Origin of the sequence: Deinococcus deserti VCD115, assembly GCF_000020685.1 — a bacterium.
Taxonomy (GTDB): Bacteria; Deinococcota; Deinococci; order Deinococcales; family Deinococcaceae; genus Deinococcus; species Deinococcus deserti.
The window spans coordinates 167,501-183,785 of record NC_012526.1 but is presented as its reverse complement, the minus strand read 5'-3'; the positions used below and the strand labels follow the sequence as shown (position 1 = coordinate 183,785).

Below are 16,285 nucleotides of genomic sequence, written 5' to 3'. Positions count from 1 at the left end.
ATCAGACCTCAGGCTCAGACTTCGGGTTCCTCGTCGTCCGCGTCAGTTTCTGGCGTGACCGCCGGGACGTTGCGGTTCTTGCCGATTTCGCGAACGCGGCCATTAAACCGGCTCTTGATGTTCTCGTACATGGGATGAGCCCGGATGTCTGCGGGGCGGCCCGGCGTGGCGGGTGCGCTGGGCTCGGCGGCTGCAGGCGCCGGTGAGGGGGCCGCGGGGCGGGGCCGCTGGGGGACATATTCGGTGAACGGAGAATCACCCAGGTCCGGGGCCGCCTCGCCGGCAAGCTGACCACCGATCTGGCCCCAGTCAGGCTCCTCGGTAATGGGCTCGACGACATACAGCTCACGGCTCTGCGCAGCAGAAAGTACCTGGTCGCCCCCCTGGGCATCCGCAGGAGGCTGGGGATTGTCGGCCACATGCCCCGTCTCCCAGGGTGCTGGGGCGTGCACAGGCAGCGGCGCCCGCGCCACATCGTCCGGGCTGGCCGGCGGCACCCGCCGCTCAGTCTGAGAGCGCTCGGCCACTGGCGGACGCGGTGGTGGAACGTCCAGCGTGGCCACAGCAGTGCCGGCAGGCCGGACCGCGGGCCGCGGGACCGCCGCCTGAGGGCCGACGTCGACCGGCTCGAACGCCGGGCCCCGGCTGCTGGTGCGGCGCGGGGCAGGATCAAAGGGAGCGACCTCTACCGGGGCCACCTCTTCCCGTTCCGGCCGAACAGGAGCAGGCTCAGGCACCGGGGGAGCCGCGACAGGAGCGTCAGTGTGGCTGCCTGCACCACCCAGATTGACTTTGCGCCCACCTTCCGGCGCGATCAGCTCGAAGGTGACTGGTCCAAACACTTTCAGAACCAGCTTGGCCACGTCATCGAACTTGCCCGCGATCTGTTTGGCATGAAAGGCATTCTTGTCGTCGTAGCTCAGGCTGACATACCCCGGCTGGGCGTGCATGCGGGCGGGTTTCAAAAAGGCCTTGAGCTGCATGCTGGCCTGACGTACCACGTCGGCCCAGCTGCCCTGGACCGCTGCCGGTGCCGCAGCCGGGGCCACCTGGCCCAGCGCCTGCGCCGCGACTTCGCGCACCGGAGCCGGACCACGACGCGCCACAGGGTCAAAGTCAGCCACAGGCGCTGTGGGAGCAGAGGGAATGGTGACTCCAGCGGCCCGCAGAGACCTCAGTTCCTTCTCCAGACGGTTAAGCCGCTGCACCAGATCCGCCGGAATGCCGGCTGCCGGCGCTGACGCAGGCGCGCGCTCACTGCCTGCGCCACCACTGTCTGCGGCCAGCAGGGCGTGGGTCAGGGCCAGTTCCAGGCTCTGCTGGTCGGCGCTGCGAGCAAAGCGGGCCTCCTGCTCGTCCAGGGCAGCCTGCAGTTTAAGCAGCCGGGGCACATCGGCGCCCTCCAGACGTTCGCCGCTCAGGCCAAGTTCGGCGTGCAGGGCCGTACCAAGCGCTGAGACCAGCCCCTCGACCACCGTGCGCGCGGCGAATCCGTCGCGGTACAGCTGCGCTGCGCCCTGCAGGGCACTCCCGGCGTCCCCAAGCACCAGGGCGCCGGCTATGCCGCGCACCCGTTCACCCGGCGGCAGCCCCAGCGCTTCTTCCACGGCGACGCGGGTAACGGCTGTTCCGGCAGCCAGCATGCGCTCCAGCAGGCTTTCTCCGTCACGCATGGCTCCGTCGGCCAGGCGTCCGATCAGCTGCAGCGCGTCGGGCTCAGCCCGCACTCCTTCCTTCGCGGCCAGACCAGACAGCTTGCCGGCAATTTCCTCGGCGGTCAGGCGGCGGAAGCGGTAGTGCTGGCAGCGCGACAGAATGGTCGGAATAATCTTTTCCGGCTCGGTGGTCGCCAGAATAAAAATGACGTGCGAAGGTGGCTCTTCCAGCGTCTTGAGCAGGGCGTTGAAGGCTGCCCGCGACATCATGTGCGCCTCGTCGAGAATGTAGATCTTCTTACCGCCGCGCATGGCTGCCAGCGAGACCTTCTCGCGCAGGTCACGAACGTCGTCAACGCTGTTGTTGCTGGCCGCGTCGATTTCCAGGACGTCCGGATGCGACCCGGCGCGCACAGACAGGCAGCTCTCGCACTCACCGCAGGGTTTGGGCAGCGGTCCGGAGCAGTTGGCCGTCATGGCAATCAGGCGCGCCGTGGTGGTCTTGCCGACCCCGCGCGGCCCGGAGAACAGGTAGGCGTGACCCACCCGCCCCTGCTCCAGCGCCGCACGCAGGACGTCCTTGACATGCTCCTGACCCACCACCTCGTCCCAGCGGATGGGCCGGGCACGCTGATAGATGGCACTCATGGGCGCACCTGCACGGCAGTCAGGGCACGGGAAGTGGCCCGCCGGAAAACCTGCCGGTAGGGCGGCATATTCTCCACGGACCACTTCCTGCTCGTGCCTGAACTCTTCACCTCTCCAGTCTAGTCTTGTGGACCGGGGCAGCGAGGTGATTCACTTTGCACTCCCCGAAAGGGGGCAGAGGCTGAGCCTTACTGAACGCCTTCCTGCTTGTACCCAGTGGCGGTCCAGGTGCAGGGACTGAGGCGCTTGAGGTACACCACGCCCTCATAGGTGACTCCTATCGCCTTGCCGTCACGGCGCTGGGTGGCCCGCAGGGTCAGCAGGCCGCGGACGGTCGCGCTGCTGCCAGCAACCTTGGCGTCGCGGACCTTCACGTCGTAGCCCACATCGTTGTACTGCAGGCGGTAAAAAAAGGCGGCACTGGCGAGCTTGCTGCGCGCGGTACTGACGGCCGTTGCACGGGCTGCTTCCTGGTCCTGGGCGGGCGTACAGCTGGCCGCAGCCGGTGACGCTGCGTCCGCAGCGCCTCCCAGCAGGGCAGCGAATACGGTCAGGGCGTAGAAGATTCCTTTCATCCTGGGGGTTGTACCAGACCCCCTCATGAAGAACGTCAGCCAGTCCTGAGGGATCTGCGTCAGACAGGCAACTGTTCTCATAGTGCTCAGGCCGGTCCGCAGTCTTCAGCTCAGTACTTGTAGAAGCCCTGCCCGCTCTTGCGCCCAAGCAGACCGGCCTGCACCATTTTGCGGAGCAGCGGACTGGGACGGTATTTATCATCCCCGAGACCCTGATGCAGCACCTCCATGATGGCCAGGCAGGTATCCAGCCCGATAAAGTCGGCCAGCGTGAGCGGTCCCATAGGGTGGTTCATCCCAAGTTTCATAATGCCGTCGATGGCCTCGGGTTCCGCCACACCTTCCATGACGCACTGAATGGCCTCATTCAGCATGGGCATCAGGATGCGGTTACTGACAAATCCGGGGAAATCATTGCAGGACAGCGGTGTCTTGCCCATCTTCTGCGCCGTCTCGGTCACGATCTGTGCGGTCTCGTCGCTGGTGCTGTAGCCGCGGATCACTTCCACCAGCGCCATGAGCGGCACCGGGTTCATGAAGTGCATGCCGATAAATTGCTCGGGGCGGCCTGAAGCACTGGCCAGAGCCGTGATCGGAATGGAGCTGGTATTGCTGGCCAGGATGCCTGCGGGCTTGACGATTTCGCCCAGCTTGCGAAACAGTTCGGCCTTCACGGCCTCGTTCTCCACGATGGCTTCCACCACGAGGTCGCAGTCTGCAAAGTCCGCAAGGTCAGTCGTGAAGCGGATGCGACCGAGGATTTCGTCCGGCGTGCCGGTCAGCTTTCCCTTCTCGTGCAGCTTGGCAAGGCTTTTTTCAATGACGCCGCGGCCCCGGTCTAAAAACGCCTGCTGAACATCCTGAACAACCACGTCGAATCCGCTCTGCGCCGCGACCTGTGCGATGCCGCCGCCCATCTGGCCTGCTCCGATGACTCCGAATTTCATGTGTTCTCCTTGCAAGGTGCGGAAAAGCGCAGGCTCCCGAATATGGTCAGGGGGATTGCGGCCGTCATAACGTCAGTGACGTACCGGCCCACCACGTCTGACCGCTATGTTTTCAAACAGGGGCTTATGCCGTCGTGAACCAGTTCCACGCCAGCCAGCGGCCCTGCCCGATTCCGATAAAGGTGGCGTCGGCAGGATCGTCTTTTAAGCACCAGCCCCGCTCCACCCAGCTGATGTCTATCTGAGGCGCGTCGAGCGGCAGGGCCAGAAACCTGGTCCAGTGGCGCCCGAACGCCTCAGCGGAAAGCGGGGTAGCGCCCGCCAGGGGATCGAACCACCCCTGATCCTTGAGCCACGCCGTCAGGGTGGCGGGGTGCCGGCTCATGGCAATGTTGAGATACTGCTCGCTTTCCGGAGGGTGGAAGTCATGGCCGCTGAAAGACAGATTCATTCCGGCTATTCCACCAGCGGCACGCCGCTGAGTTCCAGGCTGCGGCCGCGCTTGACTGGGGTAAAGGCGGTGTAGCGGTAGGTGCTGCAGCCCTCCTTCACAAAGGGATCGTCCTGGAAGATGGCTTCGAGCTGCTCCTGGGTTTCGGCCAGGGCAACCAGCACCCCGCCGGTGCCGTCCACCTTACGGCCACTGGTCAGAAAGATTCCACTGACGTAGTGCTGGTCGAGCCATTCACGGTGACGGGGCGTGACGGCCACCAGTTCGTCACCGCTTTTGAGATAGGTGCTTTCAATGATCCACAAGGTCGGTTGGCTCATGCTGTCAGCCTAAGCCCTCGCGGCCGCAGGACGTCGTCACAGCCTCAGGAGCGGCCCTTGTGCCGTGATTCAGCCTGTGGCGCCTCACAGCCGCCGGACCGCCATGGCCAGTCCGTTGCCGCCGCCCATACACAGGGTCGCCACGCCGGTTTCCTTGTCCTGCTGCTTCAGGGCGTGCAGCAGGGTCACCAGGATGCGTGCGCCCGACGCGCCGATGGGATGGCCCAGGGCCACAGCCCCGCCATTCACATTGACCCGCGCGGGGTCCAGGCCCAGTTCACGGCTGACGGCCAGGCTCTGCACGCTGAAAGCCTCGTTCAGTTCCCAGAGGTCCACATCGCTGGCACTCATGCCCAGTTTCTGCAGCAGTTTCTGGGTTGCGGGCACCGGGGTCATCATGACCCACTCGGGAGCGAGGCCACCGGTGGCGTAATCGATGATCTCGGCCAGCGGCGTCAGGCCATGTGCCTGGGCCGCTTCCTCACTCATGACCAGCAGGCTGGCGGCGCCGTCGTTCAGGCCAGGAGCGTTCCCGGCAGTCACACTGCCGTCCTGCTTGAAGGCCGGCTTGAGCCTGCCCAGGGTCTCGGCGCTGGTGTCGGCACGCGGTCCCTCGTCGGTGTCCACGACCACGTCACCCTTGCGGCCCCGGACGGTCACCGGCACGATCTCGTCGCGGAAGCGGCCTTCCTGAATGGCCGCCACCGCCTTCTGGTGGCTTGCCGTGGCGAAGGCGTCCTGCTCATCGCGGCTGATGGCGTACTTTTCGGCCACTCGCTCGCCGGTCAATCCCATGCCCTCGTTGTTGATCGAGCACCATAGCCCGTCATGGGTATTGGCGTCGAGCACCTGGGCATGACCCAGGCGGTACCCCTTGCGGGCCTGCGGCAGCAGGTGCGGGGCATTGCTCATGCTTTCCATGCCGCCGGCCAGCACCGCCTGCTGGTCGCCTGCGCGGATGCTCTGCGCGGCCAGGATCACGGCCTTGAGTCCACTGCCGCACACCTTGTTGATGGTCAGGGCGCCCACCTCGTGGCTCAGCCCTGCCTTCAGGGCCGCCTGCCGGGCCGGGTTCTGCCCGCTGCCAGCCTGCACCACCTGACCCATGATGACGTCCTCGACCAGTTCGGCGGGAAGGCCACTGCGCCTCAGTGTTTCGGCCAGGGTAATGGCCCCCAGGTCTACTGCTCCCACATCCGCCAGGGCTCCCATAAACTTGCCGGTCGGCACGCGCGAGGCCGCCACGATCACAGCTTTTGACATGGAATCAGTGTAGCAAGACCAACCTAACGCTCGTTAGGCTCTTGCCAGGAAGACGTCCGGTCAGTGTGATCGGGCAGCGTTCTCTCGCCACCACTGGGCAGCAAAATCACTGCACTCATGGGCTTTTTGGGCCTCATCTCGTCCAGTGAAGCCAGACCGTAGATCGTCTCCAGCACGCTGCCGGACTTCAGGTATTCCCTGATCTTCTCCAGCACTTTCACGCGCAGTGCGGCGCAGTGATCAGGCTCCTGAAAAGGGAGATACACAGCGCCCGTCTGGCCGAAAAGTTCTGCTATCGCGGGCCGGTATTGCCGTGCCAGCAGTCTGGTAGCGCCTCAGGCCCGGCGTCCGAGCCGCACCCGCAGGCCGCGCAGCTCAAAGCCCTTGACGACCTCGTTGTAGGTCACCTGTGGTTCCTGGACAAGCTCGAGGTCCTGCCATAGCAGCACCCGGCGCAGGAAGACATCGCTCTCCTTGATGGCCAGAAAAGCCCCGGGACAGCGGTGGTGACCGTCTCCGAACGACAGCACCGGGGGCTGCACCCCACGGGGCAGCGGACGTGCCGGGCAGAGCTGTTCAGGACTGTCGCCCGCCACCTGTGGGTCCAGGTTGGCGTGCTGGACATTCAGCGCCAGCAGGCTACCCGGTGGGATGACCGTGTCCCCCACGGTCAGTTCCGTCTGGGCCCGGCGGTACAGCGTGCCCACGACCGGCTCCAGCCGCAGGATCTCGTGCAGGATGTCATACCGCTGCTTCTCGGTGCCGTGAACGTAATCCGCGCGTAGTCCGGGGCTTTTCAGCAGGTGCCAGGCAGCAACCGTGATGAACTCGCGGGTGGTGACCATTCCGGCCGTTCCATATGTCAGGCACTCGGTCATGATCTCCAGATCGTTGTACCCGCGGTCCAGCAGGTAGCTGATCAGGTCGTCGCGGCGCGCCTTGCGGCGGGCCCGAATCGCCGGTTTCACATCAAGCAGGTAGAACAGGCCCAGGTGGGCCTGCTGCCGGGCACTTTCCAAGCGGCCCGAAGGCTGGGCGGCTCCCGGCTCACTGTTACCTGGACCCTCTACAAACGCCGTGATGCGCTTTTCCATTCCCGGCAGACGGCTGCTGGTCAGACCCACGACCCGGGCTGCCACATTGACGCCCAGGTGCAGGCTCAGGTCGTCCAGGTTGGCTTCTCCCTGCCGGACCAGCTGCGCCATCAGATCGTCCGCTAGGGCAGCGATCATAGGCTGATACGCTCCCACTGCCGCTGGCGTGAAGTAACGGGCCGTGGCGCGGCGCATCTCGTGGTGCTCCTCGCCTTCAGCAAACAGGACCGGCATGCGCGTCATCAGGGGCGTGCGTCCGCCCATCTCTCCGGCGGCCTCAGCCATGAAGCCCGCCTGCCGGACCCCTTCGCTGCGCAGGATGTCGCGGGCGGCCTGGAACGAATGAACCCGGTAGACGCCGGTGGCATCCCGCTTGATTGCCTCATTGGGGACCGGTTCCTGACGACTGGTGCGGCTTGCCCTGGCGGGGCCAGCACCCTGCTCCGTGGCTGGCTGGCCCGTCACCGGGCAGCGGGCGGGGTCAGGAGAATGGCTCTCGCTGGTCATGACAGATCTCCTTGGGCGCGGGCAGACTGGGCAAGCTGCCGCAGGGCCTCTGTAAGCCTGGCAGTGGCCGGCTCGCCCAGCTGGCCAAGCAGCGGGGCCACCACTTCCAGGACTGTCTTCTCGGCCCCGGCGTACAGGGCGCGGCCCTCAGGGGTGGCGCTCACGCTGATGCGCCGGGCGTCGGAGCGGATGCTCTGCCGGGTAATGGACCCCTGTGCTTCCAGATACGACAGGATGCGGCTCATTTCATAGCGGGGAACGCCAGTCGCCCGGGCGAGGGCAGCCGGCTGGTCGGTTCCGGACTCTTTGCCCTGAACATAGGCCAGCGTGATGAAAGCACGCAGGTCCAGGCCATGTCGGGCTGTCAATGCAGCGTCCACTCGGGCGCCCAGCGTCTGCCAGACCTCCCAGAAGGCCTGCATAAATGCCATGGGTAAGGCTTCGGGATTCGTCATCGCCCCACAAGCCTGCCATACTCTGCTCTCGGTAATTGCAGATTGCAATTAAATCAGGATGAAACCATCCAGAGGCAGGCACCTGCCAGCGCCAGAGAAACACCCGCTTTAAAACGGGTCGTCTACAAATACCCGCCGGATGGCGTCGCGGTTCAGCCCGAGGCTTAGCAGCACCAGCAGCAGGATCCGGGCCTTATGGGCGTTGAGAAAGCTGGCCGGAATGGCGCCTGCCTCCACCAGTGTCGCTCCTCCGCCTGCGTAGCCGTACACCGGAATCACCGGCCCGGCGTGGGTGCGCGTGGCAATCACGACGGGGATCTCGGTGGTCTCGATCAGCGGCAGCAATTCGCCCGGCAGGTTCCCGGTTCCCAGAGCAGCGATCACCAGACCGTCGGCACGCTCGGCGGCTTCGGCGTAGCCTTCCCCGGTCCAGCCGGCGTAGGCATACAGAATGTCCACCCGTGCGCCCAACTGCACGGGTGTAAACGACTGGCGCGGCTCCGGGCTGGCAAAGAAACGTACCTGAGGCGTCTCTCCTACCCGGTCAATGCGTCCGATCGGGCCGGGATAGCCGCCGAAGGCGTCCACCGCCGTACTGTGAACCTTGGTTACTGTGCGCGCATCAAAGACGTCGCCGCCAAACACCACCAGGGGACCGCGCCCGGCCGTGGCAGGGTGCAGCGCGACCTGCGCCGCGTCGAGCAGATTGCCCGGACCATCCCATGAGGCAGCCTCGGCGTGACGCATGCTGCCGGTCAGCACCACCGGGGTCGAGGTCCGCAGGAGCAGGTGCAGGGCAAAGGCGGTCTCCTCCAGCGTGTCGGTGCCGTGCGTAACCACCACCGCGTCATGCGTAGGCGCCAGCGTCTCGATCAGCTGAGCCAGCGTCAGCATGTGCGTGGGGGTCACATGGGGGCTGGGCAGCGTAAATGGCTGGTGATCGGTGACCTGCACTCCCGGCAGGCCGGGCACACTGGGAGGGGTCTGCGGAGTCACACCGGGGCCATTCGGATTAGGCCGGCTGGCAATGGTTCCCCCTGTATGAATCACCGCAAGTCGCTTCATCTCACGCATTCTGCCTGCTCTTCACCGGACAGACCTTCAGTGCCGCTGACGCGATACCCACCATAGGGACACTGCGAACACCACCAGACCCAGCGGCAGTTCAGCCCAGGTCGCCTCCAGAAACGGCTGACCATCCTGGACCCGCTTGTAAAGCCCGATGGCGATCCACAGCACGGTGGCCAGTAACGCCAGGGCCGCGTGGCGGCCGGTCACCTTCACGGTCTGGTTCTCATGACGCGGTCACCTGACGGTTACTCGCGCGCAGCGTCGATCAGCGCCTGGGCACCCTGACCCAGCATGTCTCCGGCCAGTTCCGCACCAATGTCGGCACACTCGGCGGGATCGCCAATGCTGGTGGCGCGAATCACCTTGCTGCCGTCCAGGGCGCCAACCCAGCCTTCCAGGGTCAGCACGCCACCCTTGATGCTGGCATGCGCGCCTACCGGGGCCATGCACCCTGCACCCAGGCCAGCCAGGAATTCACGTTCGGCGGTGATGCGGTCGTCGGTGCCGTGGTCGTGAATGGCATAGGCCACTTCAATAGTCAGGTCATTTTCAGGACCCGAGCGGGTTTCAAGGGCCAGCGCTCCCTGGCCCGGAGCCGGCAGCAGAATGTCAGGCTCGACAAACTCGTCGATACGGTGGCGCATCTCGGTACGGATCAGTCCTGCAGCAGCCAGGATAATCGCGTCGTACTCGTCTCCGGCCAGGGCCGCGAGCCGGGTGTCGATGTTCCCGCGCAGGTCGATGACCTGAAGGTCCGGACGGTAAGCCCGCAGGAAGGCCTTGCGGCGCACACTGCTGGTCCCGACCCGCGCACCCTGAGGCAGGTCCGCGAGGCGCTTCATGCCTTCCTTGCCAATCAGGACGTCACGGGCATCCACACGCTTGGGAATACTGGCCACCTCCAGCCCCTCGGGCTGTTCGGTGGGAAGATCCTTGAGGCTGTGTACCGCGATATCAATCCGTTTCTGCAGCAGGGCGTCTTCGATTTCCTTGACCCAGAACCCCTTGTCGCCCTTCTGAGCCATTGCTTCCAGACTTTCGCGGTTTCGGTCGCCTTTTGTGCTGATGGTCTGAATCCGGAAGTCCGTGTCGGGCCATTCCTCCTTCAGGCGGGCGACCACCCACCGGGTCTGAGCGAGCGCGAGAGTTGAACCGCGCGTCCCTACCGTCACCGTACGCATAACCCGCGCAGTATACCTGTGCGGAGAGCTAAAGCGGTCACACGCTGTTCGCCGGCCCGCCCACCGCAGCGTAGAGTGCTTTCAGCGCGGCATCAAGCGCGATTCTGGTGTTCACGGGACCCGGACGCCTGAGGTCGCGCCGGGCCATACCACTGCTCCTTTGCGTCCCCGACCTACACTGTCCAGGTGACTCTTGAGCAAGCTCAGGCCCCGGCCTTAAAAACCGTGCTGGTGATTGTGGGCGGCAGCATGGCAGCAGTAAAGGCGCCCTCGGTGCTGCGTCGGCTGCGGGAAGGAGGCGTTCAGGTGCAGGTGATTGCCACCCGCGCCTCCCTGGCCTTTATCACCGAGCTCAGTCTGGCCACCGCAGCCGATGGAACCGTGGCCACGGACCAGACCTGGTTTGCCGCGCGCCCGGACGCTCAGCACCTGGCGCTGGCCCGGGCCGACGCCGTGGTGGTGGTGGGCGCTTCGGCCGAGCTGCTGGCCGGCGCCGCAGGCGGACACGCCGCCGATCTGGCGCTGGCCACCCTGCTCAGCGTGGAGGGACCAGTCCTGTGGGTTCCGGCCATGAACGAGCGGATGTGGCGCCACCCGGCGGTGCAGGCCAACGCCGACCGCCTGCGCGGCTGGGGTCACAGCTTCCTGGGTCCGGAGACTGGTGCCTTTGGCACACGCGGTGAGGGAAGTGGCGTGGGCCGCATGTCCGAGCCGGAGGACATTGTGGCAGCCACCCTGGCCCTGCTCTCCCCTTACCAGGCCCCGACTGCGCAGGATCTGAAAGGCGTGAGGGTGGTCGTTTCCGCCGGACCGACACGCGAGTACCTCGACCCGGTGCGTTTTATCAGCAACCCCAGCAGCGGGAAGATGGGGTTCGCAGTGGCCGAGGAAGCCCGCGACCGTGGCGCGCAGGTCACCCTCGTGACCGGACCGGTCACTCTTGCCGACCCTCCAGGCATAAATGTGGTGCGCATCGAAAGCGCGCTGGAGCTGCGTGACGCCGTGGTGGAAGCGGGGCGTGACGCGGGAATCGTGGTCATGACAGCAGCGGTGGCCGATTACCGCGCAGCCAGCGCCGCCACCGAAAAACAGGCCAAGGTGGCCGGAGACGTGACCATTCACCTGACCCCCAATCCGGACATCCTGGCTGAGTTGGGACGCGACAAGGGCAGCCGGGTGCTGGTTGGCTTTGCCATGGAGACGCATGCCGGAATCGAGCGCGCAGCCCTGAAGGCCCAGCGCAAGAATGCAGACTTTATCCTGCTCAATTATCCCACCCGCGAGGGCACTGCGTTTGGAGGCGACGACAACGAGGTCACGCTGGTCCGCGCCGATGGCACCTCCGAGTCCTGGCCACGCCTGAGCAAGCGTGAGGTGGCCCGGCGGCTCCTGAACGAGGCGCGGCAGCTGATCCCCACCCTCAGTGATTGAATTATTCACTGCATATACATAATATTGGAAGGTGGTCAGCAAGGAACTCAGCAAAGAGCAGCGTCAGAAACGTATTCAGGACATCATCGCCCGGGAGAGCATCAGCACCCAGGGCGAACTCGTGCAGCGCCTGCGCGCCGATAACATTCAGGTTACCCAGGCCACCATCAGCCGCGACATCAACGAGCTGAGGCTGGTGCGCCTGCCTATCGGCAAGGGGCGTCACCGCTATGCCCTGGCGCAGATGACTGGCCACACCGACGTCGAGGAAGAACTCGGGCGTCTGTTCCAGAACTTCGTGCATGACGTGGACCGCGGCGAGAACATGCTGGTCATCCGCACCGCCGACGGACATGCCACCGGCGTGGCGCTGCTGCTTGACCGCCTGCGGCGCGACGATATCGTGGGCACCCTGGCCGGAGAGGACACTATTTTCGTGGTGGCGCGCACCACTCTGGAAGCCGAGTCTCTGATGGAGGAATTTCACGCCCTGATGCTGGGGTAGGCAGACCCGGACAAAGGCCGCCGGAGAGGCTCTCCAGCGGCTGGCTGCTTTTTTACGAGGCGTGGATCACGGGACGTCGTCCTCGTCGAGAACCGGCACATTGCCGACCGGCAACAGCACGTGCGCAGTGGTGCCCTGGCCCAGGGTGCTTTCCAGCCAGATGCGCCCGCCATGCGCGTCAACAATGCCCTTGGCGATGCTCAGGCCCAGGCCAGCGCCGCCCTGGTCCCGGCTGCGGCTGTCTTCCAGGCGGTAGAAACGGTCAAAGAGACGCTCCAGCTGATCTTCCGGGATGCCCGGCCCGTCGTCCTGCACCCTCAGGTGTACCTGGGTGCCCCCGTCCTCCAGGGCGCTGCGCAGCGTCACGGTGCGCGCCCCGGCTTTCAGGGCGTTGCCAACCAGATTGATGATCACCTGTTTGAGCCGGTCCGGATCCCCCTCGAAGGGAATGTCCTGCCCGGATACGTCCAGCGTGGTCTGCTGCGCCTGCGCCAGTGGGGCCAGTTCCCGGGAGATCTCGCCGAGGAACAGGGTAGAGAAGATAGGCGCCTTGTTCAGCACCAGGGCTCCACTGTCTGAACGCGCCAGTTGTAGCAGGCTGGCAATCAGGTTCGTCAGCCGCTCGGACTCACTTTGAATAATCTTGAGGCTTTCGGCCTGCTGCCCCGTTGGACTTGTGCGGCGCAGCAGATAGCTCGCGTGACCACTGATGGCCGTGACAGGCGTGCGCAGCTCATGGCTGGCGTCGCTGGTAAAGCGGCGCTGAGACTCGAAGCTCTGCTCCAGGCGGCCCAGCATCCCGTTGAGCGCCTGGGCGAGGGCCTGTACCTCGTCGTCCGTCTGAGGTTCCGGAACCCGCTCTCCAAGGTTCTGGCCACCGATCCGCTCGGCGGCACGCTGAACCTGCCGCAGCGGACTCAGCGCCTGCCCGGCCAGCAGATAGGCTCCGGTACCTGCTGACGCCAGTCCGGCCAGGAACAGCAGCATGATCACGCTCCGGAGTTGGGCCAGCGTATCGCTGATCTCATCGAGGCTCCGCCCGACATAGGTGACTGCCAGCGTCTGACTGGTGTCCTCGGGACTGCCCAGGGGAGCCGGATGCAACTGGACCGGGCCCAGCCGCACCAGCACGCGCATCAGCGTAGGCTCTTTCTTGAATGTCTCCTTGACCAGACGGTTCATCAGCAACTGACCGTCTGGAGCCTCGATCAGCTGTATCAGCTCCTGATCCTCCAGCCGGATAGGCTGTGTGGGATCAATGGCGATCACCTGACGGCTGGCATTCATCATGGCCCGCAGAAAGCCCAGCAGCCGCGCACGCTCCGGCGCTGTCCGTGCGGTCTGCAACTCGCTTGTCAGGCTCTGCAGATCGTAAAACGACAACTCCTCGACCTGAATGGACGAGGACGGGAACTGGTAACGCAGAATAATCGGCTGACCGCTCTCATCCCGCACCACCTGGGCGTTTCTGCTGCCCAGATTCAGCGTGGACGCCACCGCCGTGAAACTGCTGTAGGTGTCCTGTAGTTCCCGGTCCAGACCTCTGATCAGACTGGTGCGCATCATGTACAGCGCTGCGACGGCCACCACGGTCAGCAGCACGGCGAGCAGCGCCGTATAGAACAACGTCAGGCGCCAGCGCAGGCTTACCACAGCACCTCCAGCATGTGCGTGAAGATACTGCCTTCAGAAGCAGGAGCGTGCGCACAACCTCGCCCTGATCGCCTGCACGACAGGGCACAGCGGAGCGGCATGGTTACTCTTCGCGCAGTACGTATCCTACGCCGCGGACTGTGTGAATCAGGCGGCGCTCTCCACCCTCTTCAAGCTTGCGGCGCAGGTAACCGATATACACGTCCACAACGTTGCTGCCCCCGGTGTATTCCGGCCAGACCTTCTCTTCGATCTCAAAGCGCGAGAACACCTTGCCCGGGTTGCGGGCCAGCAGTTCGAGCAGTTCAAATTCCTTGGCCGACAACTCCACACGGCGGCCTCCACGGAAGATCTCACGGCCATCGAGGTTCATGACCAGGTCGGCGACGCGTACCTCGCCGGTCACGGCCGGGTTCACACGGCGCAGGTGGGCGCGCACGCGGGCCAGCAGTTCCTCGATAGAAAACGGCTTGATCAGGTAATCGTCGGCCCCGGAGTCCAGGCCCTCGACCTTGTCCTGAATACCGTCTTTGGCGGTCAGGATGATGATCGGCGTGTTGCTGGTCTTCCGGATACGGCGGGCCACTTCCAGACCATCAAGCACCGGCAACATCAAATCCAGGATCACCAGATCAGGGTTGACTTCACGAAATTTCGACAGACCGGTGACACCATCAAAGGCCACCTCGGTGGCATAGCCTTCAGCGGCAAGTTCCAGTTCGATAAAGCGGGCAATGTCTTTTTCATCCTCGATAACGAGGACGAGCGGTTTGCGTTCCATGGACGCTAGTGTATGAAGCGTTCTCATGAGAAGCCGCCCGCGGGGCTTAATCCAAATTCATGGCCGTCATCAGCCCGGGACCAGCATGGCTTCCAGGCGTTCACAACAACCGCCCGGTCAGGCAGTGCGTTGAGCGGCCAGAGGAATGAGACTATGAGCCTGGCAATTGTGCCCAAAGCCCTGAAGTTCCAGCACATGGTGGGAGCCGCTCTGTTGAGCAGGCTCCAGATGCTTCAGCACACCCCCGCAGGCCAGCGTTTCACCGGGCTGACAGGCTTCGCACAGGCGACGCGCATAGTTAACCGGCAGGCCGTATGCACTGGGCTGCCCTCCCACAACACCGGTAATGACTTCCCCAACCGCCACACCAGCCCGTAAATGAAGGGGCAGACCAAGCATTTGAGCCAGGCCGATTCGGGCAGCACGTTCATGGGCCTGCAGCGCTGCCTGTGCGGCGTGAGGAGTCCGGTCAGCTGGCCACAGGGCCAGCACGGCGTCCCCCTGATGTTGCAATACCTCGCCACCTGAGGCCTCAAAACTGAGAATCATCACCTGTACAAACTCAGTCATCAGGGCCATGTAATGCGAAAGCGGAAGGCGATGCGCGATCCCTGTGCTTCCAACCAGATCAACCATCACCAGGCAGGCACGGATACTTTCCAGTTCCTGAGGTGGGGGGAGGGGAAGCAGAAGTTCGCGCATAGGAAGGCATTCATCTTATCTAAATCTCTATGAGAATGAAAGATTGGTTACCGTGCCTGTCAGCGTTCTTTAGCTTTCAACCGAGTACAAAACCATGCAGTGGGGCTGTTGTACGAAAACTCACCCAGTCTTCTGGCCGGCACTGAGGCAGAGGGGTGAAGGCAGCCAACACCAGCGGAATGCGAGCCTGGACCACGCAGATCTGCCGCGAGATGGCCAGCACCCGCCCCTGGCCTTCCAGGGCTGAGACCCCCACCAGGGCAAGCTTTTCCTGCTGGGGGCCAGGCAGCAGAGTCAGGGCTTCAGGTTCCAGCACGCCATGCACGATGACATGTGCGGGTCCAGCCTTAGCGGCATAAGGACCGTTGCGGTCGAACAGGTACAGCACCCGGCCACCAGCAGAAAATTCCATCAAAGGGCTGCCCTCTCGCTGGGGATACAGCGTTCCCTGTGCGGCATACTCCGCAAAACGCGCCGTGAACTCGCTCTCGGAATTTTCAAGTGTCAAGCCAGCCCTCCACACGCGCGCATCAGGGAGATTCTAGCGGGCCATCGTCGCTCAGGCCGTCTGCCTCCAGCCAGCCCAGGGTAGGACGCGGCATTCCGGCGGCGTCCAGCACAGGATCGGCCCTTTCCAGAGCAAAGGTACCCTCAACTTCCCGCAGGACATGGATCAGGACCAGCCCCAGCAGGCGTTCCAGAACCGCCCATGGCAGGCTTCCGGGCTGATGGTCGTCACGGGCACGGCCCAGCAGGGTTGCAGCCCAGCGCTCGTCACCCTGGACGAACGCTTCCCTGGCTTCCGGGGGCACCAGAGCCCTTAAGTCGTGGATGCCCCTTAAGTCAGCGTTCGCCACGCCACATCCACGACCACTCCGGCGAGCATGGTCAGCGCCAGCCACATGTTGGCGTCAAAAAAAGCCACATTGGCCCGAGTCAGGTCCTGCGGATTCACGATACGGTGCTCATAGAGCAGGATGCCGCCCATCGCCAGCGCAGCCAGGTAATACCAGACGCTGGCACCAGTCACGATGCCCACCAGGACC

Annotated in this window: 20 protein-coding genes (1 of these 20 only partly in view); 2 read left to right on the top strand and 18 right to left on the bottom strand. The window is 64.3% G+C overall.

Annotated elements, in window-relative coordinates; all coding sequences use genetic code 11:
- Nucleotides 1-14: 14 nt before the first annotated feature.
- The 12 genes from dnaX to hemC all read right to left on the bottom strand — a co-directional run bounded on the left by dnaX (nt 15) and on the right by hemC (nt 10,167).
- Entirely contained in the window at nt 15-2,303 is a 2,289-nt protein-coding gene (gene dnaX, locus DEIDE_RS00940) for a DNA polymerase III subunit gamma/tau (RefSeq protein ID WP_012692093.1), read from the bottom strand.
- 188 nt (nt 2,304-2,491) lie between these two features.
- Complete coding sequence (locus DEIDE_RS00935; RefSeq protein WP_012692092.1) at nt 2,492-2,878, bottom strand: hypothetical protein; 387 nt, start codon at nt 2,876-2,878, stop codon at nt 2,492-2,494.
- A gap of 110 nt (nt 2,879-2,988) precedes the next feature.
- Nucleotides 2,989-3,825, bottom strand: a complete 837-nt coding sequence (locus DEIDE_RS00930; RefSeq protein WP_012692091.1) for a 3-hydroxyacyl-CoA dehydrogenase family protein — start codon at nt 3,823-3,825, stop codon at nt 2,989-2,991.
- A 124-nt stretch (nt 3,826-3,949) separates the two neighbouring features.
- Nucleotides 3,950-4,276 (bottom strand): hypothetical protein, encoded by a 327-nt coding sequence (locus DEIDE_RS00925; RefSeq protein ID WP_012692090.1) that lies wholly within the window; start codon nt 4,274-4,276, stop codon nt 3,950-3,952.
- 5 nt (nt 4,277-4,281) lie between these two features.
- Nucleotides 4,282-4,596, bottom strand: a complete 315-nt coding sequence (locus DEIDE_RS00920; protein ID WP_012692089.1) for a YciI family protein — start codon at nt 4,594-4,596, stop codon at nt 4,282-4,284.
- A gap of 84 nt (nt 4,597-4,680) precedes the next feature.
- Nucleotides 4,681-5,859 carry a thiolase family protein gene (locus DEIDE_RS00915; protein WP_012692088.1) on the bottom strand — a complete coding sequence of 393 codons (1,179 nt, stop codon included), beginning with the start codon at nt 5,857-5,859 and terminating at the stop codon, nt 4,681-4,683.
- A 23-nt stretch (nt 5,860-5,882) separates the two neighbouring features.
- Nucleotides 5,883-6,125: a hypothetical protein gene (locus tag DEIDE_RS00910; protein WP_162485362.1), complete on the bottom strand. Its 243-nt coding sequence runs from the start codon at nt 6,123-6,125 to the stop codon at nt 5,883-5,885.
- Nucleotides 6,126-6,194: 69 nt separating this feature from the next.
- Nucleotides 6,195-7,460: a cytochrome P450 gene (locus DEIDE_RS00905; RefSeq protein ID WP_012692087.1), complete on the bottom strand. Its 1,266-nt coding sequence runs from the start codon at nt 7,458-7,460 to the stop codon at nt 6,195-6,197.
- On the bottom strand, nt 7,457-7,915 hold the full coding sequence (locus DEIDE_RS00900) for a MarR family winged helix-turn-helix transcriptional regulator (protein ID WP_012692086.1): 459 nt from the start codon (nt 7,913-7,915) through the stop codon (nt 7,457-7,459). Before DEIDE_RS00900 ends, DEIDE_RS00905 begins: the two co-directional genes overlap by 4 nt.
- A 108-nt stretch (nt 7,916-8,023) precedes the next feature.
- Nucleotides 8,024-8,980: an asparaginase gene (locus DEIDE_RS00895; protein ID WP_162485361.1), complete on the bottom strand. Its 957-nt coding sequence runs from the start codon at nt 8,978-8,980 to the stop codon at nt 8,024-8,026.
- Nucleotides 8,981-9,016: 36 nt separating this feature from the next.
- Nucleotides 9,017-9,199: a hypothetical protein gene (locus DEIDE_RS00890; protein WP_012692084.1), complete on the bottom strand. Its 183-nt coding sequence runs from the start codon at nt 9,197-9,199 to the stop codon at nt 9,017-9,019.
- A 32-nt stretch (nt 9,200-9,231) separates the two neighbouring features.
- Nucleotides 9,232-10,167 (bottom strand): hydroxymethylbilane synthase, encoded by a 936-nt coding sequence (gene hemC, locus DEIDE_RS00885; RefSeq protein ID WP_012692083.1) that lies wholly within the window; start codon nt 10,165-10,167, stop codon nt 9,232-9,234.
- Between the two features lie 225 nt (nt 10,168-10,392).
- On the opposite strand from hemC, the gene coaBC reads away from it, so the two are divergent.
- The gene (gene coaBC / locus DEIDE_RS00880; protein ID WP_012692082.1) at nt 10,393-11,598 is read left to right on the top strand and encodes a bifunctional phosphopantothenoylcysteine decarboxylase/phosphopantothenate--cysteine ligase CoaBC; all 1,206 of its coding nucleotides are present in this window, start codon (nt 10,393-10,395) and stop codon (nt 11,596-11,598) included.
- Nucleotides 11,599-11,629: 31 nt separating this feature from the next.
- Nucleotides 11,630-12,103, top strand: coding sequence for an arginine repressor (gene argR, locus DEIDE_RS00875; protein WP_012692081.1), 474 nt, complete (start codon nt 11,630-11,632; stop codon nt 12,101-12,103).
- A gap of 66 nt (nt 12,104-12,169) precedes the next feature.
- Here the strand turns inward: argR and DEIDE_RS00870 are convergent, their stop codons facing one another.
- The 6 genes from DEIDE_RS00870 to mqnP form a co-directional block, all read right to left on the bottom strand.
- Complete coding sequence (locus tag DEIDE_RS00870; protein ID WP_012692080.1) at nt 12,170-13,756, bottom strand: sensor histidine kinase; 1,587 nt, start codon at nt 13,754-13,756, stop codon at nt 12,170-12,172.
- A gap of 103 nt (nt 13,757-13,859) precedes the next feature.
- Nucleotides 13,860-14,537, bottom strand: a complete 678-nt coding sequence (locus DEIDE_RS00865) for a response regulator transcription factor (protein WP_010887388.1) — start codon at nt 14,535-14,537, stop codon at nt 13,860-13,862.
- Between the two features lie 117 nt (nt 14,538-14,654).
- Nucleotides 14,655-15,239 carry an adenylate/guanylate cyclase domain-containing protein gene (locus DEIDE_RS00860; protein ID WP_012692078.1) on the bottom strand — a complete coding sequence of 195 codons (585 nt, stop codon included), beginning with the start codon at nt 15,237-15,239 and terminating at the stop codon, nt 14,655-14,657.
- Between the two features lie 76 nt (nt 15,240-15,315).
- Nucleotides 15,316-15,747, bottom strand: coding sequence for a hypothetical protein (locus DEIDE_RS00855; RefSeq protein WP_041226964.1), 432 nt, complete (start codon nt 15,745-15,747; stop codon nt 15,316-15,318).
- A 22-nt stretch (nt 15,748-15,769) separates the two neighbouring features.
- Nucleotides 15,770-16,096: a hypothetical protein gene (locus DEIDE_RS00850; RefSeq protein ID WP_012692076.1), complete on the bottom strand. Its 327-nt coding sequence runs from the start codon at nt 16,094-16,096 to the stop codon at nt 15,770-15,772.
- Nucleotides 16,078-16,285, bottom strand: partial view of a menaquinone biosynthesis prenyltransferase MqnP gene (mqnP, locus tag DEIDE_RS00845; RefSeq protein ID WP_012692075.1) — the 3' end only. The gene runs 677 nt beyond the window's last position; only the last 208 of its 885 coding nucleotides appear in the window; its start codon lies beyond the right edge, outside the window — the gene reads right to left on this strand; it ends in the stop codon at nt 16,078-16,080. The genes DEIDE_RS00850 and mqnP overlap by 19 nt, the downstream gene beginning before the upstream one ends.

Coding starts and splice junctions, on each gene's coding strand:
- dnaX (WP_012692093.1), bottom strand. CDS start 2,303: ATGAGTGCCATCTATCAGCGTGCCCGGCCCATCCGCTGGGACGAGGTG.
- DEIDE_RS00935 (WP_012692092.1), bottom strand. CDS start 2,878: ATGAAAGGAATCTTCTACGCCCTGACCGTATTCGCTGCCCTGCTGGGA.
- DEIDE_RS00930 (WP_012692091.1), bottom strand. CDS start 3,825: ATGAAATTCGGAGTCATCGGAGCAGGCCAGATGGGCGGCGGCATCGCA.
- DEIDE_RS00925 (WP_012692090.1), bottom strand. CDS start 4,276: ATGAATCTGTCTTTCAGCGGCCATGACTTCCACCCTCCGGAAAGCGAG.
- DEIDE_RS00920 (WP_012692089.1), bottom strand. CDS start 4,596: ATGAGCCAACCGACCTTGTGGATCATTGAAAGCACCTATCTCAAAAGC.
- DEIDE_RS00915 (WP_012692088.1), bottom strand. CDS start 5,859: ATGTCAAAAGCTGTGATCGTGGCGGCCTCGCGCGTGCCGACCGGCAAG.
- DEIDE_RS00905 (WP_012692087.1), bottom strand. CDS start 7,460: ATGACCAGCGAGAGCCATTCTCCTGACCCCGCCCGCTGCCCGGTGACG.
- DEIDE_RS00900 (WP_012692086.1), bottom strand. CDS start 7,915: ATGACGAATCCCGAAGCCTTACCCATGGCATTTATGCAGGCCTTCTGG.
- DEIDE_RS00895 (WP_162485361.1), bottom strand. CDS start 8,980: ATGAAGCGACTTGCGGTGATTCATACAGGGGGAACCATTGCCAGCCGG.
- hemC (WP_012692083.1), bottom strand. CDS start 10,167: ATGCGTACGGTGACGGTAGGGACGCGCGGTTCAACTCTCGCGCTCGCT.
- DEIDE_RS00865 (WP_010887388.1), bottom strand. CDS start 14,537: ATGGAACGCAAACCGCTCGTCCTCGTTATCGAGGATGAAAAAGACATT.
- DEIDE_RS00860 (WP_012692078.1), bottom strand. CDS start 15,239: ATGCGCGAACTTCTGCTTCCCCTCCCCCCACCTCAGGAACTGGAAAGT.